The sequence below is a fragment of the Alkalimonas sp. genome, from assembly GCF_020831925.1.
Classification (GTDB): Bacteria; Pseudomonadota; Gammaproteobacteria; order Enterobacterales; family Alteromonadaceae; genus Alkalimonas.
On sequence record NZ_JAFIFQ010000022.1, the window covers coordinates 1 to 22,479 of the forward strand.

25 protein-coding genes are annotated in these 22,479 nt (G+C 51.6%); 13 read left to right on the forward strand and 12 right to left on the reverse strand.

Features of this window, described 5'->3' with window-relative positions; genetic code table 11:
- The coding region (locus JJU14_RS08605) for a polysaccharide deacetylase family protein (RefSeq protein WP_228612581.1) at nucleotides 1–795 on the forward strand (795 nt) is incomplete at its 5' end.
- A 70-nt stretch (nucleotides 796–865) separates the two neighbouring features.
- Here the strand turns inward: JJU14_RS08605 and JJU14_RS08610 are convergent.
- The 5 genes from JJU14_RS08610 to JJU14_RS08630 are packed head-to-tail and all read right to left on the reverse strand — an operon-like array spanning nucleotide 866 to nucleotide 4,663.
- Nucleotides 866–1,507, reverse strand: coding sequence for an SCO family protein (locus tag JJU14_RS08610; RefSeq protein WP_228612583.1), 642 nt, complete (start codon nucleotides 1,505–1,507; stop codon nucleotides 866–868).
- On the reverse strand, nucleotides 1,497–2,411 hold the full coding sequence (gene cyoE, locus JJU14_RS08615; protein ID WP_228612585.1) for a heme o synthase: 915 nt from the start codon (nucleotides 2,409–2,411) through the stop codon (nucleotides 1,497–1,499). The genes JJU14_RS08610 and cyoE overlap by 11 nt, the downstream gene beginning before the upstream one ends.
- Nucleotides 2,412–2,413: 2 nt before the next feature.
- Nucleotides 2,414–3,421, reverse strand: coding sequence for a heme A synthase (locus JJU14_RS08620; RefSeq protein ID WP_228612587.1), 1,008 nt, complete (start codon nucleotides 3,419–3,421; stop codon nucleotides 2,414–2,416).
- A complete protein-coding gene (locus JJU14_RS08625) occupies nucleotides 3,418–3,942 on the reverse strand; it encodes a hypothetical protein (protein WP_228612589.1) in 525 nt (174 codons plus the stop codon). The genes JJU14_RS08620 and JJU14_RS08625 overlap by 4 nt, the downstream gene beginning before the upstream one ends.
- Nucleotides 3,935–4,663: an SURF1 family protein gene (locus JJU14_RS08630; RefSeq protein ID WP_228612591.1), complete on the reverse strand. Its 729-nt coding sequence runs from the start codon at nucleotides 4,661–4,663 to the stop codon at nucleotides 3,935–3,937. Before JJU14_RS08630 ends, JJU14_RS08625 begins: the two co-directional genes overlap by 8 nt.
- Before the next feature lie 26 nt (nucleotides 4,664–4,689).
- Between JJU14_RS08630 and JJU14_RS08635 the strand changes: the two genes are divergently transcribed.
- On the forward strand, nucleotides 4,690–4,899 hold the full coding sequence (locus JJU14_RS08635; protein WP_091344010.1) for a DUF2909 domain-containing protein: 210 nt from the start codon (nucleotides 4,690–4,692) through the stop codon (nucleotides 4,897–4,899).
- A gap of 43 nt (nucleotides 4,900–4,942) precedes the next feature.
- Here JJU14_RS08635 and JJU14_RS08640 read toward each other — a convergent pair whose 3' ends face one another.
- The 5 genes from JJU14_RS08640 to lexA form a co-directional block, all read right to left on the reverse strand.
- Complete coding sequence (locus JJU14_RS08640) at nucleotides 4,943–5,821, reverse strand: cytochrome c oxidase subunit 3 (protein WP_228612593.1); 879 nt, start codon at nucleotides 5,819–5,821, stop codon at nucleotides 4,943–4,945.
- Between the two features lie 2 nt (nucleotides 5,822–5,823).
- Entirely contained in the window at nucleotides 5,824–6,387 is a 564-nt protein-coding gene (locus JJU14_RS08645; protein WP_228612595.1) for a cytochrome c oxidase assembly protein, read from the reverse strand.
- A 9-nt stretch (nucleotides 6,388–6,396) separates the two neighbouring features.
- Complete coding sequence (gene ctaD / locus JJU14_RS08650; RefSeq protein ID WP_228612596.1) at nucleotides 6,397–7,983, reverse strand: cytochrome c oxidase subunit I; 1,587 nt, start codon at nucleotides 7,981–7,983, stop codon at nucleotides 6,397–6,399.
- Between the two features lie 3 nt (nucleotides 7,984–7,986).
- Nucleotides 7,987–9,057, reverse strand: coding sequence for a cytochrome c oxidase subunit II (coxB, locus tag JJU14_RS08655; protein WP_228612684.1), 1,071 nt, complete (start codon nucleotides 9,055–9,057; stop codon nucleotides 7,987–7,989).
- Between the two features lie 399 nt (nucleotides 9,058–9,456).
- Nucleotides 9,457–10,080: a transcriptional repressor LexA gene (lexA, locus tag JJU14_RS08660; protein WP_228612598.1), complete on the reverse strand. Its 624-nt coding sequence runs from the start codon at nucleotides 10,078–10,080 to the stop codon at nucleotides 9,457–9,459.
- A gap of 135 nt (nucleotides 10,081–10,215) precedes the next feature.
- Between lexA and plsB the strand changes: the two genes are divergently transcribed.
- A complete protein-coding gene (plsB, locus tag JJU14_RS08665; protein WP_228612600.1) occupies nucleotides 10,216–12,669 on the forward strand; it encodes a glycerol-3-phosphate 1-O-acyltransferase PlsB in 2,454 nt (817 codons plus the stop codon).
- Here the strand turns inward: plsB and tesB are convergent.
- Nucleotides 12,666–13,544, reverse strand: a complete 879-nt coding sequence (tesB, locus tag JJU14_RS08670; protein WP_228612602.1) for an acyl-CoA thioesterase II — start codon at nucleotides 13,542–13,544, stop codon at nucleotides 12,666–12,668. The two genes, plsB and tesB, sit on opposite strands and share 4 nt — an antisense overlap.
- A gap of 79 nt (nucleotides 13,545–13,623) precedes the next feature.
- On the opposite strand from tesB, the gene JJU14_RS08675 reads away from it, so the two are divergent.
- The gene (locus tag JJU14_RS08675) at nucleotides 13,624–14,100 is read left to right on the forward strand and encodes an EVE domain-containing protein (protein ID WP_228612604.1); all 477 of its coding nucleotides are present in this window, start codon (nucleotides 13,624–13,626) and stop codon (nucleotides 14,098–14,100) included.
- Between the two features lie 37 nt (nucleotides 14,101–14,137).
- Nucleotides 14,138–14,377 (forward strand): hypothetical protein, encoded by a 240-nt coding sequence (locus JJU14_RS08680; protein WP_091343997.1) that lies wholly within the window; start codon nucleotides 14,138–14,140, stop codon nucleotides 14,375–14,377.
- Between the two features lie 69 nt (nucleotides 14,378–14,446).
- Here JJU14_RS08680 and JJU14_RS08685 read toward each other — a convergent pair whose 3' ends face one another.
- Nucleotides 14,447–16,186 carry a DUF885 family protein gene (locus JJU14_RS08685; RefSeq protein WP_228612606.1) on the reverse strand — a complete coding sequence of 580 codons (1,740 nt, stop codon included), beginning with the start codon at nucleotides 16,184–16,186 and terminating at the stop codon, nucleotides 14,447–14,449.
- Nucleotides 16,187–16,494: 308 nt separating this feature from the next.
- Between JJU14_RS08685 and JJU14_RS08690 the strand changes: the two genes are divergently transcribed.
- From JJU14_RS08690 to JJU14_RS08725, 8 genes are all read left to right on the forward strand, one after another.
- Entirely contained in the window at nucleotides 16,495–17,508 is a 1,014-nt protein-coding gene (locus JJU14_RS08690) for a GGDEF domain-containing protein (protein WP_228612608.1), read from the forward strand.
- A gap of 92 nt (nucleotides 17,509–17,600) precedes the next feature.
- On the forward strand, nucleotides 17,601–18,356 hold the full coding sequence (gene ubiE / locus JJU14_RS08695) for a bifunctional demethylmenaquinone methyltransferase/2-methoxy-6-polyprenyl-1,4-benzoquinol methylase UbiE (protein WP_228612610.1): 756 nt from the start codon (nucleotides 17,601–17,603) through the stop codon (nucleotides 18,354–18,356).
- On the forward strand, nucleotides 18,356–18,961 hold the full coding sequence (locus JJU14_RS08700; RefSeq protein WP_228612612.1) for an SCP2 sterol-binding domain-containing protein: 606 nt from the start codon (nucleotides 18,356–18,358) through the stop codon (nucleotides 18,959–18,961). The genes ubiE and JJU14_RS08700 overlap by 1 nt, the downstream gene beginning before the upstream one ends.
- A gap of 3 nt (nucleotides 18,962–18,964) precedes the next feature.
- Nucleotides 18,965–20,593, forward strand: coding sequence for a ubiquinone biosynthesis regulatory protein kinase UbiB (gene ubiB / locus JJU14_RS08705; RefSeq protein WP_228612614.1), 1,629 nt, complete (start codon nucleotides 18,965–18,967; stop codon nucleotides 20,591–20,593).
- Nucleotides 20,594–20,627: 34 nt separating this feature from the next.
- Entirely contained in the window at nucleotides 20,628–20,864 is a 237-nt protein-coding gene (gene tatA / locus JJU14_RS08710) for a Sec-independent protein translocase subunit TatA (RefSeq protein ID WP_228612616.1), read from the forward strand.
- A complete protein-coding gene (gene tatB / locus JJU14_RS08715) occupies nucleotides 20,865–21,197 on the forward strand; it encodes a Sec-independent protein translocase protein TatB (RefSeq protein WP_228612618.1) in 333 nt (110 codons plus the stop codon). It abuts the gene before it with no gap.
- The gene (gene tatC, locus JJU14_RS08720; protein WP_228612621.1) at nucleotides 21,175–21,942 is read left to right on the forward strand and encodes a twin-arginine translocase subunit TatC; all 768 of its coding nucleotides are present in this window, start codon (nucleotides 21,175–21,177) and stop codon (nucleotides 21,940–21,942) included. Before tatB ends, tatC begins: the two co-directional genes overlap by 23 nt.
- Nucleotides 21,932–22,477, forward strand: coding sequence for a hypothetical protein (locus tag JJU14_RS08725; RefSeq protein WP_228612622.1), 546 nt, complete (start codon nucleotides 21,932–21,934; stop codon nucleotides 22,475–22,477). Before tatC ends, JJU14_RS08725 begins: the two co-directional genes overlap by 11 nt.
- The last annotated feature ends 2 nt before the right edge of the window (nucleotides 22,478–22,479 follow it).

Here is a 22,479-nt window from a genome sequence, read left to right on the forward strand (position 1 = left end):
ACCTTTGATGATGGTTATGCCAACAACTACACCGCAGCGCACCCGATTCTGATGGAGTTTGGCATGCCCTACACCATCTTTATCAGCCCAGGCGATATTGATAACCGTACCGGCCCGGTGATGAGCTGGGAGCAAATCCGCCGCATGAGCGACGATGGTGTGCTGGTTGCCAACCATGCCATGCATCACGAAAAAATGGCTCAGCCAAAGCCGGGTGAATCCGAAGCCGACTGGCTAAAACGGATGCGCCAAACCATTCTGGATGCAGAGCGCCGCATCAAAGAAGAAACCGGCCAAAGTCATCGTTTTCTTGCTTACCCTTATGGCGAGTTTAGCCCAAAACTGGAAGCTTTGGTCAAGGAGCTTGGCTTTATCGGCATTGGCCAGCAATCGGGTGCCGTTGGCCCCAGCACCAAGCTCACCCGGGTGCCGCGTTATCCAGCCGCCGGGCGTTTTGCTGAGATGTCAGATTTAGCACAAAAACTGCGTACCCTGCCTTTTACCATCTTAGAGCATGTGCAAGCAGATCCCATGGTAGCTAGTGAACACAACCCACCAACGCTGTCACTGCGTCTGCAGGTGGAGGATTTCCGGCCATCCCAGCTACGTTGTTTTGCCGGGATGGAAGTGATAGAGCCGGACTGGCTGGAAGATGGCCAAACTTTCGTAGCCAGGGCCAGCAAGCCGGTGAACCGCGGCCGTAGTCGTTACAACTGCACAGCCCCTTCCATCAGCAAACGCGGCTATTTCTACTGGTATTCTCAGCCCTGGCTGTTTGGCCACTCCAGCGATTAGTTTGCTTTCAGCCAAAAGCGCGGTGTAGTCTCCCGCGCACATCACTAAGAAAGGCTGTTTTCAAACAGCACTAGCTTCTTGCCAACTGACGAATCACCCAGGGGAAATCGGCCAGCAAGTCTTCACTACGCACTGTTGGTACCCGCCCTTCCACCAGCTCTGGTTTAAACATGGCCACCAACTGGCCTTTGGGATTGATCAGCACTATGGAGGCGCTGTGATCGACCAGATAGTGCTCATCGGTGGTGCTGGACATCGCATACATCAGCCCAAGCTGACGCACAAAAGGAAACAGCTGATCATGGCCTGCGGTGACACCGGTGATGGCAGTTTGTTGAAAATACTGCACATAACTGGCCAATTGTGCTGGCGTATCCCGATTCGGATCGACCGAGACAAACCAGATATTCAACGGCTCCGGCACATGCTTTTGGAGATCATCATGCAAACCTGCCAGTTGTGCCAGTGTCAGCGGGCAAATATCCGGACAATAGGTGTAGCCAACAAAAGCCAGGGTCCACTGGCCATAGAGTTGGTCGCGGCTCACCACAGAGCCGGTATGACTGGTAAGCTGAAAATCGGCCAACACCCGCGGCTGAGGATACAACAAGGTATGTTCAGGCGTATGGCTGGGCTGCAAGAAGTGGTAGCCGACAAAGCCGGCAACCAGTGCCAGCACAGCAATCAGTGGATAGAGAATCTTATTGGCCATAAATCGGTGCTATTTTCAGATAGTGGTCCAGTAAGAGTACCAGAAAAAGTACCATCAAATGAACAATGGAAAAACGAAACATGGCCATCGCCTGACCTGGGGTGTCGGCAAACTTGAGGCGCCAGGCGTGCTGCATAAAACGCAGGTTCAGCAGGCAGGCCCCAACCAGATAAATCAGCCCGGTCATACCCACCACATAGGGCAACAAGCAGACAATAAACAGCATGATGGTGTACAGCAAAATTGCGCTCTTTGTGAAGGCTATACCATGGGTAACCGGCAGCATTGGCATGTTCACTTTGGCGTAATCATCGCGGCGATGGATGGCCAGCGCCCAGAAATGCGGAGGCGTCCAGGTAAAAATAATCATCACCAGCAAGAGCGCATAACCGTGCAGCTCGCCGGTAACCGCAGTCCAGCCCAGCAGGGGCGGCATGGCACCGGCTAAGCCACCAATAACGATATTCTGTGGTGTGGCGCGCTTTAAAAACATGGTGTAAACCACAGCATAACCAAACAGACTGAGCAAAGTTAGCCAAGCGGTGAGTGCATTCACCCCCAGATACAGCATGGCAAAGCCACTGCTGGCCAGCAGCAGCGCAAAAGCAATGGCCTGGCTGGAGCTGATTCGGCCTTTGGCCACCGGCCGACTGTGGGTACGAGCCATCTTGGCATCTATCTTCTGATCGACCACGTGATTTAAAGCGGCAGCGGCAGCCGACAACAAACCGATGCCCAATGTCGCCAGCACCATCACGGTCAAATCAGGCAAGCCGGGTACCGCCAGCATCATGCCAACCCAGGCCGTGAGCACCAGCAAAGCCACCACCTTAGGTTTGGTCAGCTCCAGATAATCACGCCAGCTGCCAAGCGCATGCCGGTTCAGTTGTTTGGCAATGGCCATGATCATATCTCCTGTTCCCTGGTGCGGCGTCTGAGTTGATACAGAATCACCACCATGCAGAGCAATAAGTTGGCTCCGACAAAATTATGCGCCACTGCGTTGAACAGTGGTAGGTGCAGCACAATATTCAACACACCCAATACAAACTGTAGCAGTAAAATTGCTGCCAGCGCCAGCGCCAGTTTTTTCATCACGTCCGTTTTGGCCTGTTGCCACAACAACCAGCTGAACAAACCCGTCACCAGTAACGTAATACCAGCGCCAATGCGATGAAAAACATGGATTGTTTGTCTGGCATCTTGGGACATTACACCAAACTCGTAATCGTCATAGCCCAGGTGCAGGCTGAATGCTTCACCCAGCGCCAAGCGACTGGCCCAGCCCGGCTCGCAAATCGGTAGCTCCAGACAAGCCAGCGCCGCATAGTTGGCCGCTGTCCAGCCACCTAAAGCAATTTGCAGCGCCACCACCACAGTAGTCAGCACCGCCAGCGGTTTTAATTTTTGCAACTGTGGTTCCATGCCTTGCAATAATTCTGGCCTCAGCTGCAACCAATAAAGTCCCAACAAGCAAAGTAAAGTAAAGCCACCCATCAAATGAGCCATCACCACAATGGGCAACAAGCTGAGCGTCACCGTCCAGGCACCCAAGGCAGCCTGAAAAATAACCAGCACAGCCAGTACACTGGGTAATAATCGTGGGGTACTGACTTTACCAAACCAGCTCATAAAGAAAATGGCAGCAATCATCAAGCCCAAAGTACCGGCAAAATAACGGTGGATCATTTCATTCCAGGCTTTAAAAGGCTCCAGCGGGCGCTCCGGAAACGCCATTTCGGCCTGCGCTATGCGACTTTCGGTCATCGGCACCTTGATAAAACCATAGCAGCCAGGCCAATCCGGACACCCGAGACCGGCATCGGTGAGCCTGGTATAGGCGCCCAGAATAATTACCACCATGGTGAGCAGAATGGTCCACGTGGACAGTTTTTGCAGCAGTGTCTTGTTCATACCCGGATCCGATCGTAGTTCATCAGTTTTAATAAGTCGGTGCGAATGTCCCGGGCAATGTCCGCCGGTAAATGATCCGCATCTGGCAGTGGGTAACGCAGCAATACCAGGCCCTGTACATCGACAATCACAATGTAATTACCAATGGCAGCAGTGTCAGCCTGGATTGGATGTTGGTGCTGAAACACTGGGAACTGCTGCAATACTGCTGTGTCTTTACTCGCGGCCAGCAACACCGGCTGTACCTGCACTTGCTTGCGGCCCAAGCCAATGAACAGCTGCTGCACCGTATGCAGGCCCTGCTCACAACGCTGCTCGCAATCTTCGGCTGGTACTACCGCCAAACGCCAGACTTTTTCATGGGCAGCCAGGGCTGGCAGTGCAAAAACTTCTTCCGGCATCCACTCCCCTTTACTGACTGTGCCACCTTCAAACCAGCCAAAATGCAGCGCCAATTTTGCCAGTAGCAATGGCAGCAAACAAAGTGGCAGAAAAATGCTCAGGAATTTCGTTTTATTCATTGGTTTCCTCTTTACGCAAACTGGCAGCCAGGGCCACGCCAAGCACTGCAACGGCCAGCAAGAACCATTGTACGGCATAACCCCGATGCTTTTCCGGTGGCATCACCACCGGTTGATAGTGGGGCTGAAAAGGGCTTGTTTCCATTTGGTAAATTACGGCAGCCAATGCCGGCTGTGGCAGATATGGATTTAAACTGTCCAGCTCCACTTGCTGGATCCGCATTGGCCAGCTTTCCCGAGCCTCCAGGTTCTGACCCAACCGAAAACTACCAAACGAAGTTCGGAGCACACCGCGGATCGGTAATTGTTCCGGAATAGTCAGCTCAGGCAACTCAGTACGATTCTGGGCAGCTTCTACCCAGCCCAGATTCACCAGCACCGGAGGATCAAAGCGGCTAAACTGGACCGGAATGATCACATCGTAGCCAATGCGCCCTTGCACAATCTTGTTGTCTTGCAACCAGACCATTGGGGATAGCCAACGACCTTCATCGGCAAATTGCACCAAGTCCGCATCCTGCAAAGGTAGCTGTCGCAACTGTTGCCAGCTAAGCGGGCCTTCAGCTTGCCAGCTGGCCAACTGCTGCATTTGACTGGCTTTCTCACTGGCACGGCTTAGCTGCCACCAACCAAGCTTGATTAAAACGGCAAATACCGTCAAAGTGATTAGTAACCAGACCGGATGCACCGATACGGATGTACCCGCAACCCTAAATTGCATCACACCAATCCAGGAGATCTGACACTATGTGGTTAAAGCTTGTCATCATCGCACTACTGCTCTTTATTGTATTTAATTTGTTCCGTGCGCTCTTTACCATGTTACGTAGCGAACAGGGCACTGTTCGCATGAGCCAGTTTTTAGGGAAGCGGGTGCTGTTTTCCGCGCTGGCTTTACTGCTGATACTGGTGGCCCTTGCCACCGGAGTGCTGACACCCAACCCTCGCCCTTATTAAGTAAGGCAAGATGGCTGTGCGCCGGGGCTGATGCCCCGGCCAGTCAGAACACGTAGACCAAACAGAACACGATGATCCACACCACATCAACAAAGTGCCAGTACCAGGCGCCCGCCTGAAAGGCAAAATGCTTCTCTGGGGTAAAGTGCCCTTTCAGCACACGCAGCAGCACAAAGAACAGGATCAGCGCTCCTAAGAACACGTGCATGCCGTGAAAACCTGTCAGGATAAAAAAGGTGTTGCCATAAATTCCCGAATCCAGACGCAGCCCCAGGTCCCGGTAAGCCAGTACGTATTCATAGCCTTGCAAGCCAAGGAAAATAACCCCCAGAATCAAGGTAAGCAGCAACATACCGGTCAACTGGCTGCGTTTATTTTGCTCCAAGCCGGTATGAGCAAAATGCAGTGTCACAGACGAAGTCACCAGAATCATGGTATTGATCAATGGCAAGCCCCAACCCATCGCCTGGGTTTCGGTGCCACCTGGTGTAGTAAGCAAGGGCCAGACCGCTTCGAAATTCGGCCATAAAATAGCGCCGGTCATTTCGTTGTTACTGGCACCACCCAGCCATGGTACGGCAATAAAGCGGGCGTAAAACAAAGCACCGATTAAAGCTGCAAAGAACATAATCTCAGACACGATAAACCAGCTCATGCCCTGCTTAAAGGAGCGATCCATTTGTGGGCTGTATAGCCCAGCCATGGATTCATCCACCACGTTCTTAAACCAGCCGTACAGCATCACAAACAAAATTGCGACGCCGAGCAGGAACATATAGCCACCCCAACCGCTCTGGTCCTTGCTCATATCAATGACAAAAAAACCTGCGCCTAAGGCAATAAAGAACAAAGCTATGGCGCCAACCAGCGGCCAGGGACTTTGATCAGGCACATAATACTTTTGGTAGCCTTCGTTATTCATTGTTATTCCCCAAATTCTGATTCAGTGTCCTGGCCGCTGTCCTGCCACTGGCTGGTGACGTCGTACAGGGTATAAGACAAAGTAATGGTACTGAACTGAGCTGGCAATGCCGGGTCCACATAGAACTGCAACGGCATCAGCATGTCGTTGCCGCCGGCCAGATACTGCTGGGTAAAGCAGAAGCACTCTATTTTATGAAAGAAAAGTGCTGCCTGGCCTGGCGATACCGATGGCACGGCCTGACCGACAATAGCCCGGCCGGTCGGATTCTCAGCCAAATAGTTCATAATATGGATCTCGCCGGGATGCACCCGCATCCGGCGAACTTCAGGCTTGAAGATCCACGGCATTTGTTGATTGGGCCGGGCGATAAACTCAATGGTGATCTCCCGGCTGGTATCAATAATCGCCGCTTCAGCCGATACCGGCTCGGACGCCGTTTTACCATTGATGCCGGTGATGTCACAAAATACATCGTACAACGGCACCAAGGCATAACCGAACGCAAACATGGCGACCACCAACAAGCTAAGCTTGCCAATCAGGGTGCTGTGCTTCGCATTCATAAAAGTCTCCTACTTCACCTGTGGTGGGGTATCAAAGGTATGGTAAGGTGCCGGTGACGGTACTTCCCACTCCAGTCCTTCAGCCCCATCCCATGGCTTAGCAGGTGCTTTAACACCACCACGCGCGCACTTGATCACCACCCAAAGGAAGATCAATTGCGACAGGCCAAATAAGAAACCACCGACGCTGACAAAGGCATTGAAATCGGCAAACTGCAGCGCATAGTCTGGAATACGACGCGGCATACCTGCCAGGCCAACAAAGTGCATTGGGAAGAACAGCAGGTTGACCGAAATCAACGAGCACCAGAAATGCAACTGCCCCAGCTTCTCATCGTACATATGACCGGTCCATTTCGGCAGCCAGTAATAGACCGCAGCCACAATGGAGAATACAGCACCTGAAACCAGTACATAGTGGAAGTGTGCGACCACAAAGTAGGTGTCATGGTACTGGAAATCGGCCGGAGTAATCGCCAGCATCACGCCAGACAAGCCGCCTATGGTAAAGAGTACGATAAAGGCCAGCGCAAACATCATTGGCACTTCAAAGGTCATAGCACCGCGCCACATGGTCGCCACCCAGTTGAACACCTTCACCCCGGTGGGTACAGCGATCAGCATGGTGGTGTACATGAAGAACAGCGTGGCAAACACCGGCATACCAGTAGTAAACATATGGTGTGCCCAGACCAAAAACGACAAGATGGCGATACTGGCGGTGGCATACACCATAGAGGCATAGCCAAACAGCTTCTTGCGGGCAAAGGTGGGCACTATGGCAGAGACGATACCAAAAGCCGGTAAAATCATAATGTACACTTCCGGGTGACCGAAGAACCAGAAAATATGCTGGAACAACACAGGGTCACCACCACCGGCGGCATCAAAGAAACTGGTGGCAAAATATTTATCGGTCAGCACCATGGTGACCACACCAGCCAGTACTGGCATCACCATAATCAGCAGGAAGGCGGTGATGAGCCAGGTCCAGACGAACAATGGCAGCTTCATCCAGGTCATGCCCGGTGCTCGCATATTGACGATGGTGACAATGACGTTGATGGCACCCATAATGGAGGAAATACCCATAATATGGACCGCGAATACAAACAAAGCGGTGCTGTCATTGCTGTAGGTGGTAGACAAAGGTGCGTAGAACGTCCAACCAAAGTCCGGGCCGCCGCCTGGCAGAAACATCGAGATAATCAGGATCAAAAACGCAAACGGCAGGATCCAGAAACTCCAGTTGTTCATCCGCGGTAGCGCCATATCCGGCGCCCCAATCATCATGGGGATCATCCAGTTGGCCAGGCCGGTGAAAGCTGGCATCACGGCGCCAAACACCATGATCAAACCATGCATGGTGGTCATTTGATTAAAGAATTGCGGGTCGACAAATTGCAGACCAGGCTGGAACAACTCCAACCGGATCACCATTGCCATGGCACCGCCCAAGAAAAACATCGCCAGGGCAAAAATCAGATAGAGGCTGCCGATATCTTTATGGTTGGTAGTAAACAACCAGCGCTTGATGCCGGTTGGTTTGTGATCATGATGCTCATCATGATGATCTGCAGTGGTTACTGTGCTCATGCCTTACTCCCCTTTGCCCTGCATGTACTCATAGACTTCAACCGCCTGTACCACGTCGCCGGTATCATTGCCCCAGGCGTTACGGGTATAGGTGATCACAGAGGTCAGCTCGCGCAAACTGAGCTGACGGGCAAAAGATGCCATCGAAGTACCAGGCCGGCCATCGACCATCACCTTGATGTGCTCGGCACGGTCCTGAGTAGTGACATAGTTGTCTTTCAGTGCCGGGAACATCGGTGGTAAGCCTGTACCATTCGGCTGGTGACAAGCAGCACAGTGCGCTAAATACACCCGCTCACCCAGTTCCATTTGCTCTTCGATGTTCATCCGCAGTGCCAGCAAGCGCTGCTCTTCTTCACGAATAGCCGCTATACGGGCTTCTTCCTGCTCGACCCACTTGGCAAAATCGTCTGGTTCTTTGGCAATCACCACGATTGGCATAAACCCATGGTCCATACCGCACAGCTCAGCACACTGACCACGGTAAATGCCAGGTTCATTGACCTGAGTCCATGCTTCGTTGATAAAGCCTGGGTTGGTGTCTTTTTTAATAGCAAATGCGGGTACCCACCAGGAATGAATCACATCATCGGAGGTCATCAGGAAACGGACTTTCTTGCCGGTAGGAATAACCAAAGGCCGGTCTACCTCGAGCAGGTAATTGTCACCTTTGGGCAAACGTCCTTCAATCTGGCCGCGTGGCGTAGCCAAAATGGAGAAATAGTTGATGTCGTAATCCAGGTACTCGTAATGCCAACGCCACTGAGAGCCGGTAATCAGTACCGTCACATCCGAGTCGCTGGTGTCCTCCATCGCAATCAGTACCCTGGTCGCAGGGATAGCCATCACAATCAGGATCAGCACTGGAATCGCGGTCCAGATAATCTCAACCTTGGTGCTCTCATGGAACGTGGCAGGTGTGACGCCACGGGATTTCCGATGCAGGATAATGGACACAAACATCGCGGTGAATACCACCAGACCAATAGCGCAGCAGATCCAAAAAATCGTCATATGCAGGTCATACACCTGCTGACTGATATCGGTTACTCCAGGGGTCATGTTAAACTGGATCCCAGTTGCATGAGCCTGGCCTGCCAACAACAAGGCCGGTAGCGACCAACGCCAACTTCTCGTTTTCGCCACGTTTACTTCTCCTCTGACATTTTGCAAAAGCAAACTGTCGAAACGAAGCACATAGTACACCCTAATCCATGGCAACATTTCGCAATTGCTGATTTGAAATTGTTGTAATTATTTTCGCAATGCTAGCGCACAATTAATTAGATGATTGTTGTCGCACAAAGCGGAACAGACGTTGCCCCTTTTTGGGTACTTATTTTTTCATCAGTTCTCGCCTAAGAATTATCCAAATCGCGCTCAGTGTAAACCCCTAAATAGCAAAAGCGCTGGCAAAACCAAGTGGTCGTACCAGCGCTCTTTCTATTTTTTACGTCAGTAGCTTAGAAGCGACTAGAGCCAACTGCCATTGCGGATCACTCCGACAGCCAGGCCTTCAATCTGAAACTCCTGCTGGCTAAGGTCGACTTTAATTACTTCGAAGTCTTGATTCTCCGGATGCAGTAGCACTGTATTGCCCTGACGCTCAAAGCGTTTAACGGTCACATTCTCGCCCACCCGTGCTACCACCACCTGTCTCTGCTCGGCACGATTGGTCTTGTGCACCGCCAGCAAATCGCCATCCAGAATACCGATGTCCTGCATGCTCATGCCCTGCACCCGCAGCAAGAAATCGGCATGGGGTTTAAACAGGTGAGCATCCAGCTGATAGTGATCCTGAATATTCTCAGCTGCGAGGATAGGTTGGCCCGCCGCCACTTTACCAACCAGCGGCAAGCCCAGCTGCTCTGGTACAGCCGGTTCGTCCTCGATAATTCGCAGGCCACGGGAAGTACCCGGCAGCATTTCAATCACCCCTTTGCGCGCCAGGGCTTTTAAATGCTCTTCGGCAGCATTGGCCGATTTAAAGCCAAGCTGGTGGGCAATTTCTGCCCGGGTCGGTGGCATACCGGTTTCAGCCTGATAATCGCGCAGCAACTGTAAAATTTCGGCCTGGCGTGCAGTAAGTGGTCTCATAGTGCTGGTTACCCATACAGTAAATACTGTCAGTATATACAGCCTTTCGTAAAATGCCAAGTTGAAACGCGCCTGGACTGCCACCGCTCTTTGGGCCATGCTAAAATTACGGTTTTATTATGACGGACATGCGCTATGTTGCTGCGATTAAAGTGGTTCGCATCCTTATTGAAATGGCCACTGCGCCCTTTGGTTCGCTTTAAATTACTGCCTGCAGAGCCTATTGCCGAGTTGCAACTGGACACCACACGACCGATTTTTTATATCTGCCATACCGAATCAGCCAGTGATCTGGCTACCTTACGCCGGGTCTGTCTGCAACTGCGCTTACCGGACCCACTTAGCCCGGTGCAACTGGGATCAGAGCAACTGGATCGCATCCTGTTTCTGGAAAAACCGCACCGGTTGATCGGTGGCCGCCCCAAAACCAGAGCACTGCAACAAGGTTTGGCACTGCTGCAGGCGCATCAGCAACACCCTGACTTGCAGGCGCAGTTGATCCCGGCTGCTATTTTATGGGGCCGTACGCCAGGCAAGGAAAACAGCATCAAATGGCTGCTTGGCGAGGCCCACTCGCCAAATTGGCTGGCTAAACTGCTGATTGTGTTGGTATCCGGTCGACATACCCTGATTCGTTTCAGTACACCAGTACAACTGCAACAAATGGCTGCTCAATTTGGTGCCAATCCGGTGGTAGCACGCAAGCTGCTGCGCATGTCACGCATTCATTTTTACCGGCAACGACTGGCAGCAACCGGTCCTCGTCTGATGAGCCGAAGCCAGTTGCAGCATGCTATCCTGGCTCGTCCGGCGGTAAAGAAGGTGATTGCCGACGAAGCCAAAGCAAAGCAAGTATCCATTGAAAAAGCCCGGCATCGCGCCCGTAAGTTGCTGCAAGAAATTGCTGCTGATTACCGCGAGTCGACCCTGAGGGTTGGCGATCGGGTACTGAGTTGGTTATGGCACAAGCTCTATCACGGCCTGAAAATTAAGCACGGCAAACAACTGCAGGAGCTGGCACAAAAAGGGCACGAAATTGTCTATGTACCTTGCCATCGTAGCCATATGGATTACCTGCTGCTTAGCTATGTTATTTATCATCAGGGCTTAGTACCTCCGCACATTGCCGCCGGTGTGAATCTGAACTTTTGGCCAGCGGGCCCTATCTTTCGCCGGGGCGGAGCTTTCTTTATTCGCCGCAGTTTTAACGGCGATAAACTTTACTCAACGGTGTTTCGCGAGTACCTAAGCCAGTTATTTAATAAAGGCTATGCGGTGAAATTTTACCCGGAAGGCGGCCGCAGCCGAACCGGCCGGCTACTGCCCCCCAAAACCGGCATGCTGGCCATGACAGTGCAAACCCTGCTGCAAGGCAGCGACCGCCCCATCACGCTCGTACCAGTTTATTTGGGTTATGAACATGTGATGGAGGTCAATACCTACCTGAGCGAACTAAAAGGTTCGGCCAAACAAAAAGAATCGGTGTTTGGTGTCTTTAAAGCCATTCGTAAGCTGCGCAACTACGGCTACGGCTACATCAACTTTGCCGAGCCGATTTCATTAAATGGCTATTTGACCGAGCGGGTACCGGACTGGAAACGCCTGCGTGAATACAGCACTGTGCCCAAACCAGCCTGGCTGGGAAACATGGTGGATGAGCTGGCGACTGACATTATGGTGCACATCAACCAGGCTGCAGCCCTTAATGCCATCAATCTGATTGCGCTGGTGTTGTTGGCCACCCGGCATAAAGCGCTCGCTCGCTCAGAGTTGGAACAACAACTGGAACTTTATATCCAACTGCAGCAATGCCTGCCCTACCATCACCGTATCAGTCTGCCAGAGCAAAGTGCCGCCGAGATGATTGAGCACGCCCTGGCTCTTGGAAAAATCCAGCAAAGCAGCGATCACTTTGGCCACATCATTACGCTGGAGCCGGAGCAGGCGATCCTGCTCAGTTATTTTCGCAACAACATCATTCATTTGTTTATTTTGCCGGCCATCCTGGCATCGGCGCTGTTGCGGCAACGCGATCTGAGTGGGCAGCAACTGGCCGAGACCATGGCACTGCTGTATCCCCTGCTCGCGACCGAGCTCTACCTGAAAACAGAGCACGGCAACTTATCCGGGCAATTGCTCGACTTTATGGCTGAAACTGGTTTAATCGAACAGTCGGCGCAAGGCCCAAGACCAGTACCCCAGCAAGATGCTGGTTATCGCCAACTGGGCCTGCTGGCTGGTATCGCCACCGATACCTTGCAGCGCTACGCCATTGTCTTGAATTTGTTGCAACAAGGCTTTGGCTGGCAGCGCGCTCAGCTGGAGCAACAAAGTCAGGCGCTGGCCGGCAGACTGCTGACGCTGCATGGCATAACAGCACCGGAGTATCTGGATAAGCAGCTGTTTGCTACTTTAATCAAAGCGCTGCGCCAACAACAGCAACTGCAAGTGGCCGAGGATGGCAGCCTGCATGCAACCGCCAGGCTGAGTAAACTAACCCAAACGGTAAATGCCATGCTGCACTCGGATGTACTGCAAAGCATTCAGCGTTTGGTGTATAGCTGTGAGCAGTGCCAGCAAGCCGGCTAAGCCGGTTTCGCGGCCACCGGGTATTGCCGAATAACCCCTTCCTGGATGGTCGAGGCAACCAGACGGCCGGCACGATCATAAAACTGACCGCGGACCAGGCCCCTGCCACCAGAGGCGCTGGGGCTATCAACCGCATAGAGCAGCCAATCGTCAAAACGAAAATCCTGATGAAACCACATCGCATGATCGATGGTAGCCACCTGCATATTAGGAGCTAAAAACGATCGGCCATGCGGCTGCAGCGCTGTGGGCAGAAAATTAAAATCCGAAGCATAAGCCAGCAGGTATTTATGCACCCGTAAATCATCTGGCATGGTGCCATTGGCTTTAAACCAGACATAACGTTTAGGCTCACTTTGCTTTGGCTCGAACGGGTTTTGAAAATCGACCGGACGCATCTCAATCGGTTTCTCACAGATGAATTTACTACGCAAGGCTTCCGGGATCTTATCCGCGTGCTGCTGGTAAAAATCCAAATCCGACACCAGCTCGTCCGGTCCAGGCACTTCAGGCATGCTGTCCTGGTGTTCAAAACCAGTTTCTTCACGCTGAAAAGAGGCCGTCATGTAAAAAATGGCCTTGCCAAACTGAATCGCCCGCACCCGGCGGGTGCTGAAGCTTTTACCATCACGAATGCTTTCCACTTCATACACTATCGGCTTGCTGGCATCACCGGGCCGTAAAAAATAGGAGTGAAAGGAATGCACCTTGCGATCTTCATCGATGGTGGCTTTAGCGGCCGATAACGCCTGCCCCATCACCTGGCCACCAAACACAGCTTTAAAACCCAGGTCCTGGCTCTGCCCACGGTAGAGCCCAAGCTCTATCGGCTCCAGCTTCAGTAACGACAACAACTTTTCCAATACCTGACTCATAGCACCCTGCATTTTGCTTTATCTACCCCGACGGTAGCGTTAGTATAACAACAAATCCACCAGCGGTAGCACCTCCACCATGGCCTATTGGTTGTTTAAAACCGAACCGGATGAACTCAGTATTGATGATCTGGCCGCGGAACCTGAGCGTAATTTTCTTTGGGATGGTGTGCGTAATTACCAGGCACGTAATTTTTTACGCGATCAGGTGCAACTGGGCGATAAAGTCGTTATTTATCATTCCAGTTGTAAACCGCCAGGTATTGCCGGTATTGCCCGGATCAGTAAAGCAGCTTATCCGGATCCCACCCAGTTTCAACCGGACAGCATCTACTTTGATGCTAAATCCAGTCCAGAAGCTCCACGCTGGATAGCTGTCGATGTCAGGTTTGAACAAAAATTTGACTTGTTTTTAACGCTAGACAAGCTAAAAAAAATAGGTACACTAAATCAAATGCCATTGGTCAGAAAAGGCAACCGCTTGTCGGTCATGCCCGTGACAGATGATGAGTGGTGTACTATTCTCAGCCTGACAGCATTGTCCAATCAGGACTGAATCTTTTTCGACGCAACTGAAGATAGGGTGTTTACACATGCAAGCAGCACTTATTGAAAGGCGCCAGTCGAGCAGGGAGATGCAACAAATCTGGGATGAGCTGAATCTGGCCCAAAAGTTCTCGGTAGCCGAATTGCAACGGTATGGTTATGAACTTGCCTTTGTCCGGCATTCTACCACGGGCAATCTTGCCATCTTATTAGCAGGAACCCGGGTCGCAGCCATCGATCAGGATGGTGAAATCGACACAGAGCCGAAAATCACCGTCCGGCATTAATCAATACCGTCGATACAAAAAACAGCAGCCGTGACTGCTGTTTTTTTTAGCAGGTGCGAAAAAGCACTACTAGGAATTACTTTTTTCCGCAATATACTGGCGAATTTGTTGTTCCAGGACCTGCAGCGGTACACTGCCGTTTTTTAGCACCTGGTGGTGAAACTCACGCACATCGAAGTCCTCACCCAGAGCTTGCTCTGCTTCCTGACGTAGCCGGCGAATGGTCAGCTCACCCAGCTTGTACGATAGCGCCTGCCCTGGCCAGCTGATGTAACGATCGATTTCAGTCACGACGTTATGCATGGATAACGCACTGTTGCTGGCCAGAAAATCGATAGCCTCTTGCCGGCTCCAGCCTTTGGCATGCAGACCGGTATCTACCACCAGCCTTACCGCCCGCCACATTTCAAAAGAAAGCCGGCCAAAATTGTCGTATGGGCTTTGATAAAAGCCCATCTCCAACCCAAGGTACTCAGCGTACAAGCCCCAGCCTTCACCAAAAGCCGACGTGTAGAAGCTGCGACGGTAGTCCGGCAATTGCGCCATCTCCTGCGACAATGCAATTTGTAAATGGTGACCCGGTACTGCTTCATGCAACGTCAGAGCTTCCATCTCATACAAAGGCCGGCGATTGAGCGCATAGGTATTGACCCAGTAATAACCGGCATCCCGATCGGTATTGGCGCTTAAATAACGGCCCGTGGTGTATTTAGGCGCAATTTCATCTGGAACTGGTGCCACACCGTAAGGCGTTCTTGGTAAGGTTTCACGTAAGAAAAAGCGGGGTAAGGCAGCATCGGCTTTTTTTGACAAGTAGGCTGCATAGCGCATCAGCTGCTCCGGCGTTTCGGCATAAAACTTCGGGTCGGTGCGCAAGTAATCAACGAAATCAGCAAAGCTACCTTCAAAACCCAAGTCATCTATCACCTGCTGCATTTCAGCCCGGATGCGGGCAACCTCATCCAAACCAATCTGATGAATTTCCGCCGGTGTCATTTGCAGGGTGGTGTAATACTCCAATCGGTTCTGATAGTAAGCGCGGCCATCGGGTAACTCGCTGGCACCAATGCTTTGACGGGCATTGGGATAATACTCGCTGACAAAAAAGTCATAAAACGCCTGATAGCTTGGGTTGACCGCTTCGTTTATCAGAGTTTTAGCTCGGGCCGTTAGCTGCTGCCAATCGGCATCCGAAATGCTGTCGGGCTTACGACGGAAAGGGGTATAAAACACATTTTGCTCAGGCTGTTGGGTCACATAGGCACTGATACTTTGCTCAAAGCCTGCCAGCACAGCCTGAGGCTGAGTCATGCCATCGGCCAGGCCCTGACGCATCCACTGAATCTGCTGCTCGAAATAACGCGGCATTTGTGCCAGCTGACTCAGGTAATTGTCAAAATCACTCTGCTGCCTGAAGCCCCCCCGCTGCGCCATAAATGCCAGGCTGTTATGAAAGCCAGACTCTGCCGTTAACGGCATCCGCTGAGCACCAAAACGGTACTGATCATAACTGTTGGCCAGGCGATAACGCAAAATCGCGTGGTTAATTTGATTCTGCTCGGAAAGTGCAGAGAGATCCATTGCGTCCAACTGCTGCAACCAGTTACGGCGCTCGGCGGCCAGTTCAGCCAATCGCTCTGCCGATAAATCCGCCAATTGGCCTGGCTGCTGACGGCTACGCTCTTGTTCGGCTTGCCATAAGTCGGTTGCAAAGGAGCTAAAGGCTTGATCTGTCATGGCCGGTGCCGTTGACTGGCTGGCGCAGCCAAGCATCAACGCCATTGAGGCCGCTAAAAGCATTACTCGCATGGTGTACCCTCTGTTTCTTGTTTGTAAATGAATTTTACCCAGATCTCATCTCAAATCCAGTCTCTGCCGACGCTTGCAACGGACCGTTAAACGCATTTAAGCCAAGGTTTCCTGTACAAAGTTCACTTTGCCAGCGAGAATGCGATGAAATGTTAAAAAACACTTGGCTAACGCTCTGGAAGTCGTTATGTTATGGGAAATTACAAGCGATACGATTGCTTTGCCAAGCAAAACAACAAGTCGCGTAGTCATCGCTGTATCATTGCTGCGCTCGATTTCACGTAGTATCAAACGGAGTTTACCTTGTCATGATGTATAATGACCCGGTTGCACTGGCACGAGAAAAATCGTCTCAGGCGGCGGCTTTCCTGTTAAGGCACAATCTAGCGCCTCACCCGGTCAATTATACCGTCAGCTATGAGTACAGCAGTGGCCAAAATGCGGGCCTGTGTCAGGCGATTGAGCAACGTGTTTCCGCTAAGCTGCCATTCGATGACTTCATTATGGCAGAACTCTACAGCCACTGGATCGAAAAGTCCCATCAACAAAACGAACAATTGGTCCAACGGGTCAGTACCATGGTCACCCGTTTATCTGGCTGCACCGATCTAGCCCATGAAGCCACCAATGATTACCTGGAACTGCTGGATCATCAATTGCCCGAGCTTAGTAACAGCGACCCGGCATTGAAACTTAATATGATGCAGCTGATTGAGGCGACCGAGAAAGTTCGACGCTGCCACCTGCAATTGAACCAACAACTGGATTTGGCCAATCAACAAAGCCATCAACTTCGTACCGAACTAAAAGAAATGAAACAACTGCGGCTCTTGGATCCGCTGACCGGCCTGTACAATCGATTGGCAATGCAGGAGCATCTGGAACTCTGGCTTACCGAACAACCAGAGCGACAAATTGCAGCAATTGCCGTCAATTTGGATCACTTCCGTCAATTCAATCAGGACTATGGCGATACCATTGGCGACGTGATTTTAAGCAAAGTTGCCCGCAAAGTACGCAGCTATGTACAAGACAGCGGCCTGCCAGTTCGTGCTGGTGGTGAAGAGTTTTTGATCTTGCTGCCGGATGTCGACTTACGCACCGCAGGTGAAATAGCTGAACAAGTGCGTAAAGGCGTGGAGAAGTTACGTTTTGTATCATCACGCAGCAAAAAAACCCTGCCTAAAGTAACCATTTCGCTCGGGGTATCCTTGTATCAGGCCAAAGAAAACTGGCAACAGTTTTTAGCCAGAACCAGCCAAATCCTGCAAATTGCCAAGCACCGTGGCCGTAATCAGGTCGCTACCGAAGCCATGTTGTAACTTCATGGTTGTCGGCAAGGGGCGCGGATCCGTTGGCGTCTTGCCGCCAGATCTTTTACACTAGCGGCTGAATTTATCTGCAAGGCTCTGACATGTCCGACAGCAACCCGAAAACCACGCACTTTGGCTATAAAACCGTGGCAGAAGACGACAAAGTCTCGCTGGTAGCCAACGTATTTCATTCCGTTGCCGCCAAGTACGATGTAATGAACGATTTGATGTCTTTTGGCATTCACCGTCTTTGGAAGCGTTTCACCATCGACTGCAGTGCGGTTCGTCCTGGGCAAAAGGTACTGGATCTGGCTGGTGGTACGGGCGATCTAACCGCCTTGTTCTCCAGGCGGGTTGGCCCAACCGGCAAAGTGGTTCTGGCTGATATCAATGCTTCCATGCTGGCCGTTGGGCGCGATAAACTCCGCGATCAAGGTCTGGTAGATAACATTGAGTATGTGCAAGCCAACGCAGAAGCTCTGCCATTTGCTGATAATAGCTTTGATATCATCACCATCGCCTTTGGCCTGCGCAATGTCACCAACAAAGATGCTGCCCTGGCTTCGATGTTCCGGGTACTGAAGCCCGGTGGCCGCTTGCTGGTGCTGGAATTTTCAAAACCTCAATCCGAATTGCTAAACAAAGCCTACGATTTTTACTCGTTCAATCTACTGCCGAAAATGGGCCAGTTGGTCGCCGGTGATGCCGACAGCTATCAGTACCTGGCAGAGTCCATCCGGATGCATCCGGATCAGGAAACCCTGCAACAGATGATGGAGCAGGTCGGTTTTGCCGAAGTCAGTTACCATAATCTGACAGGCGGCATCGTCGCCCTCCATCGGGGCTACAAATTCTGATGCTGCAGCTGGCCCCCCAATTGCTTTGTGGTTTAGCTGAAAAAGCTTTGGCTGAAATCATTGCAATGGATCCAGCTGCTGCGGCCAGATTGCAGCGGCTGGCAGGTCGACAATTGGCGTTTCAGCTGAGCGAGTTCGACTGGCGGCTGGTGTTAACCGCCACACCAAATAGCCTGCTGCTCAACCTGCATCATGAAGCTGTAGATTGTGCCATCCGTTCCGATCTGGCCAGCCTGAAGCAGTTACGCGATCCCAATCAGCTGACCCACTTGATTAAAAAAGATGCAGTGCAGATTGATGGTGATATTCAGGTAGCGCAGCAATTCAGCAGTTTCTTTCAACAACTGCAGCCAGATTGGCAAGTGAGAACTGCTCAGTATCTTGGTGATGGTCTGACGCATAAATTAAATCGACTGCTGCACCAGCTAACAAAACTGATCCAGCAAAAGCAGCAAGCTCTGCAGCATATGAGTCTGGAGTTGGCACAGGATGAACTGCAGCTGACGCCAAATCGTTTGGAAGTGGAGCAGTTCAGTGCAGAAGTTAGCCAGCTGCATGCCCGGCTGGAGCGATTGCAGCATCAACTAAAACCATGGCAGGAGTAACCGATGCGTATCGGTCGGTTTTATCAGATTCAAAAAACCTTATTGCAATACGGGCTGGATGAGCTGGTTCCCATTAAACACCGCCCCTGGTATGTTCGGCTGCTAAGAAAAAGTGCTTTTTGGCTGCGTAATCAGCATCCTCATGCCCCTCAGGGAGTCCGACTACGGCTGGCCTTACAAAGCCTTGGTCCGGTCTGGGTTAAGCTGGGCCAAATGCTGTCTACCCGCCGTGACCTGCTGCCCTCAGAGTGGGCGGATGAGCTGGCCAAATTACAGGACAAGGTAGAACCCTTTCCAGGCGACCAAGCCCAGGCTTTGATAGAAAAGGCCATGGGCCTGCAGCACATACACGATAAATTCAGTGACTTCACATTGCAGCCACTCGCCTCTGCTTCCATTGCTCAGGTGCATGCTGCCAAAATGAAGCAAACCGATGGCCAGGATGCGGATGTGGTAGTGAAAGTCATTCGTCCAGGTATTCGCAAACAAATCCTGGCCGATTTATCGTTAATGGAAACTGCAGCCGAAGCCGCTACCCGCTTTTTGCCGGATGGTAAGCGCTTACGGCCACGCGAGGTGGTCGCTGAGTACCGTAAAACCATTCTGGATGAGCTGGATTTACAGCGCGAAGCCGCCAATGCCATTCAACTGCGCCGCAACTTTATGGACTCCGACTCCTTGTACATTCCCTATGTCTACAGTGATGATTGCCGTAGCAATGTGATGGTGATGGAGCGTATCTATGGTATTCCGGTTTCAGATATTGCGGCACTTCAAGCTCAAGGCACCGATATGGAGCTGTTGGCGAAACGCGGTGTTGAGGTATTTTTTACCCAGGTGTTTCGCGACAGTTTTTTTCATGCTGATATGCACCCAGGCAATATTTTTGTCTCACGCGAGCATCCGGAAAACCCCAAATACATTGGCATCGATTGTGGCATCGTCGGTACGCTCAATAGTGAAGACAAGCGCTACCTGGCGGAAAACTTTGTCGCCTTTTTTAATCGCGATTACCGCAAAGTTGCCCAGCTGCACCTGGACTCAGGTTGGGTACCTGCTGATACCAATGTGGAAGAATTCGAAAGTGCTATACGCACCGTTTGTGAACCCATCTTTCAAAAGCCACTGGCCGAGATCTCTTTTGGCCATGTATTGCTGAATCTGTTTAGTACCGCCCGCCGCTTTAATATGCAGGTGCAACCACAGTTAGTGCTACTGCAAAAAACCCTGCTGTACATTGAAGGCCTGGGCCGGCAGCTCTACCCGCAGCTCGATCTGTGGAAAACTGCCAAGCCTTTCCTGGAAAACTGGTTGCAACAGCAAATCGGCTTACCTGCGCTTTGGCGACAACTGAAAGAGAATGCGCCTTTCTGGGCAGAAAAGTTGCCACAGATGCCTACTCTGCTGCATCGTGCCTTAGAGCAACTGCCAAAACAGCAGCAAGCTATGACCGAACTGATGGCACAACAACTGCAACAACGACAGCAGCATCAAAGTCGCTTGCTGGCCACCATAGCGGCCGGCTCTCTGCTGATAGCCAGCTGTATACTGCTAAGCACTGGCAGCCTGCTCACTACCGCATTGGCAGCAACTGGCGCTTTATTTTTTGCTGCGAAAGCAGTATGGTCGTAACCTGAACTGTTTCTCGGTGTAAAAGGACATTGATATGGGATTTGGTGGCATTAGTATCTGGCAATTATTGATTGTGCTGGCAATCATCGTATTGCTGTTTGGTACCAAAAAATTACGTGGCATTGGCTCCGATCTTGGTTCAGCCATCAAAGGCTTTCGTAACTCTGTGAAAGATGATGAAACGAACAAGGAAGAGCCGGAACAGCTCAATAAGCCGTCGGAGCGTGAACAGACGGAAACTGAAAAAGCCAAAGAACGCGAAAAAAGCTAAATGGGTTTCTGGGAGCTACTTGTCATAGGAGTGGTTGCCTTGCTGGTGCTGGGCCCCGAGCGGCTGCCCGGAGCCATTCGCTCAGTCATGCGCACTGTCAACTCGGTCAAACAGTTTGGTCAGCAGATGCAGGCTGAACTAAGCGACAACCTGCGGGTGCATGAACTGCACCAAAAACTAAAACAGGCAGAGCAAAAGGGCTTTCTTGATTTGACGGATGATGAAAAAGCAGCGGTCGCTGAACTCAAGAAAGCCGCCGAAGATGTCAATAAAGCCAGCACTGCCCCAACAGAGAACACAACCAAGCATCATGACGATTCAAGCGGAACCTGACAGCTTGTTAGGGCATTTGGTCGAGCTGCGTAACCGACTATTACGCTGCATTATTGCTGTATTGGTGGTTTTTGCCTGCCTGGCTTACTTTGCCACCGACTTGTATGAGCTACTGGCCATGCCATTGATTGCCACCATGCCAGAAGGCAGCAGCATGATTGCCACCGATGTTGCGTCGCCTTTTTTCGCGCCTTTCAAGCTGACCTTTATGGTAGCCATCGCACTCGCCATTCCCTATATTCTGTTCCAGTTCTGGCAGTTTATTGCCCCGGCGTTATACCAACGAGAGCGTCGCCTGGTTGCACCTTTAGTCATCTCCAGTACCCTGTTGTTTTACGCTGGCATTGCGTTTGCCTATTATGTGGTTTTTCCGATTGTGTTCGCTTTCTTTAGTAGCTACGCGCCGGAAAGCATCACCATTGCCACCGATATCAGCAGTTATCTGAACTTTGTGCTGAAGTTGTTCTTCGCTTTTGGTATTGCCTTTGAAATCCCGGTGGTGATCTTACTGCTGATTTGGTCAGGTACCACCACCCCGCAAGCTCTGGCTGCAAAGCGGCCTTACATTGTAGTTGGTGCCTTTATTGCTGGCATGCTGCTGACACCACCGGATGTCATTTCCCAAACTTTGCTGGCGATCCCAATGTGGATCCTGTTTGAATGTGGTTTATTGCTGGGTCGTTTTTACCAGCCCAAAGACCAACCGCAAACCGATACTGACCCGGAGGTCAAGGATGAAAGTTAAGTCTCTTCGCTGGCTGAGCCTTGCGCTGCCTTTGCTATTGACGCTGCCGCTGCAGGGGGCGGAGTCAACACTAGGTGCTGCATTGCAACAGTGCCTACAACAGCAAAATGCTACCGAGCGGCTGCACTGTTATGATCAACTGGCCGCAGCAAGCAGTAAAGAAGCTGTCGGCAAACAGCGAGCAACCGAACAACGTGCGGAGCGTCAAGCGGCCCCAGCTGCAGAGCGCCGTTCTGAGCGCCAACCTGAGCCACCAGCAGTCGCTGAGGCGGCTGAAGCTGGCTTTGGTAAAGCCGCCCAGCGACCAGCCGAACAGCTGGACCGTATTTACGCTACCGTAACCAAGGTAGACAAAGATGCTCGCCAACACCTTATTGTGCATTTCGACAATGGCCAGGTTTGGCGCCAAAGTTCGGCTGAATATTATCCGGTCGAGGTAGGTCAAACCCACTATATCCGTCGAGCCATGCTAGGTTCCTTCATCCTCAGCAATGATCAGAGCAACCGCTCGACGCGTGTGCGAAGGATTGAGTAGCC

What these genes read in the sequence shown, in the direction of transcription:
- JJU14_RS08610 (WP_228612583.1), bottom strand. Translation starts at nt 1,507, where the DNA reads ATGGCCAATAAGATTCTCTATCCACTGATTGCTGTGCTGGCACTGGTT.
- cyoE (WP_228612585.1), bottom strand. Translation starts at nt 2,411, where the DNA reads ATGGCCATTGCCAAACAACTGAACCGGCATGCGCTTGGCAGCTGGCGT.
- JJU14_RS08620 (WP_228612587.1), bottom strand. Translation starts at nt 3,421, where the DNA reads ATGAACAAGACACTGCTGCAAAAACTGTCCACGTGGACCATTCTGCTC.
- JJU14_RS08625 (WP_228612589.1), bottom strand. Translation starts at nt 3,942, where the DNA reads ATGAATAAAACGAAATTCCTGAGCATTTTTCTGCCACTTTGTTTGCTG.
- JJU14_RS08630 (WP_228612591.1), bottom strand. Translation starts at nt 4,663, where the DNA reads ATGCAATTTAGGGTTGCGGGTACATCCGTATCGGTGCATCCGGTCTGG.
- JJU14_RS08635 (WP_091344010.1), top strand. Translation starts at nt 4,690, where the DNA reads ATGTGGTTAAAGCTTGTCATCATCGCACTACTGCTCTTTATTGTATTT.
- JJU14_RS08640 (WP_228612593.1), bottom strand. Translation starts at nt 5,821, where the DNA reads ATGAATAACGAAGGCTACCAAAAGTATTATGTGCCTGATCAAAGTCCC.
- JJU14_RS08645 (WP_228612595.1), bottom strand. Translation starts at nt 6,387, where the DNA reads ATGAATGCGAAGCACAGCACCCTGATTGGCAAGCTTAGCTTGTTGGTG.
- ctaD (WP_228612596.1), bottom strand. Translation starts at nt 7,983, where the DNA reads ATGAGCACAGTAACCACTGCAGATCATCATGATGAGCATCATGATCAC.
- lexA (WP_228612598.1), bottom strand. Translation starts at nt 10,080, where the DNA reads ATGAGACCACTTACTGCACGCCAGGCCGAAATTTTACAGTTGCTGCGC.
- plsB (WP_228612600.1), top strand. Translation starts at nt 10,216, where the DNA reads ATGTTGCTGCGATTAAAGTGGTTCGCATCCTTATTGAAATGGCCACTG.
- tesB (WP_228612602.1), bottom strand. Translation starts at nt 13,544, where the DNA reads ATGAGTCAGGTATTGGAAAAGTTGTTGTCGTTACTGAAGCTGGAGCCG.
- JJU14_RS08675 (WP_228612604.1), top strand. Translation starts at nt 13,624, where the DNA reads ATGGCCTATTGGTTGTTTAAAACCGAACCGGATGAACTCAGTATTGAT.
- JJU14_RS08680 (WP_091343997.1), top strand. Translation starts at nt 14,138, where the DNA reads ATGCAAGCAGCACTTATTGAAAGGCGCCAGTCGAGCAGGGAGATGCAA.
- JJU14_RS08685 (WP_228612606.1), bottom strand. Translation starts at nt 16,186, where the DNA reads ATGCGAGTAATGCTTTTAGCGGCCTCAATGGCGTTGATGCTTGGCTGC.
- JJU14_RS08690 (WP_228612608.1), top strand. Translation starts at nt 16,495, where the DNA reads ATGATGTATAATGACCCGGTTGCACTGGCACGAGAAAAATCGTCTCAG.
- ubiE (WP_228612610.1), top strand. Translation starts at nt 17,601, where the DNA reads ATGTCCGACAGCAACCCGAAAACCACGCACTTTGGCTATAAAACCGTG.
- JJU14_RS08700 (WP_228612612.1), top strand. Translation starts at nt 18,356, where the DNA reads ATGCTGCAGCTGGCCCCCCAATTGCTTTGTGGTTTAGCTGAAAAAGCT.
- ubiB (WP_228612614.1), top strand. Translation starts at nt 18,965, where the DNA reads ATGCGTATCGGTCGGTTTTATCAGATTCAAAAAACCTTATTGCAATAC.
- tatA (WP_228612616.1), top strand. Translation starts at nt 20,628, where the DNA reads ATGGGATTTGGTGGCATTAGTATCTGGCAATTATTGATTGTGCTGGCA.
- tatB (WP_228612618.1), top strand. Translation starts at nt 20,865, where the DNA reads ATGGGTTTCTGGGAGCTACTTGTCATAGGAGTGGTTGCCTTGCTGGTG.
- tatC (WP_228612621.1), top strand. Translation starts at nt 21,175, where the DNA reads ATGACGATTCAAGCGGAACCTGACAGCTTGTTAGGGCATTTGGTCGAG.
- JJU14_RS08725 (WP_228612622.1), top strand. Translation starts at nt 21,932, where the DNA reads ATGAAAGTTAAGTCTCTTCGCTGGCTGAGCCTTGCGCTGCCTTTGCTA.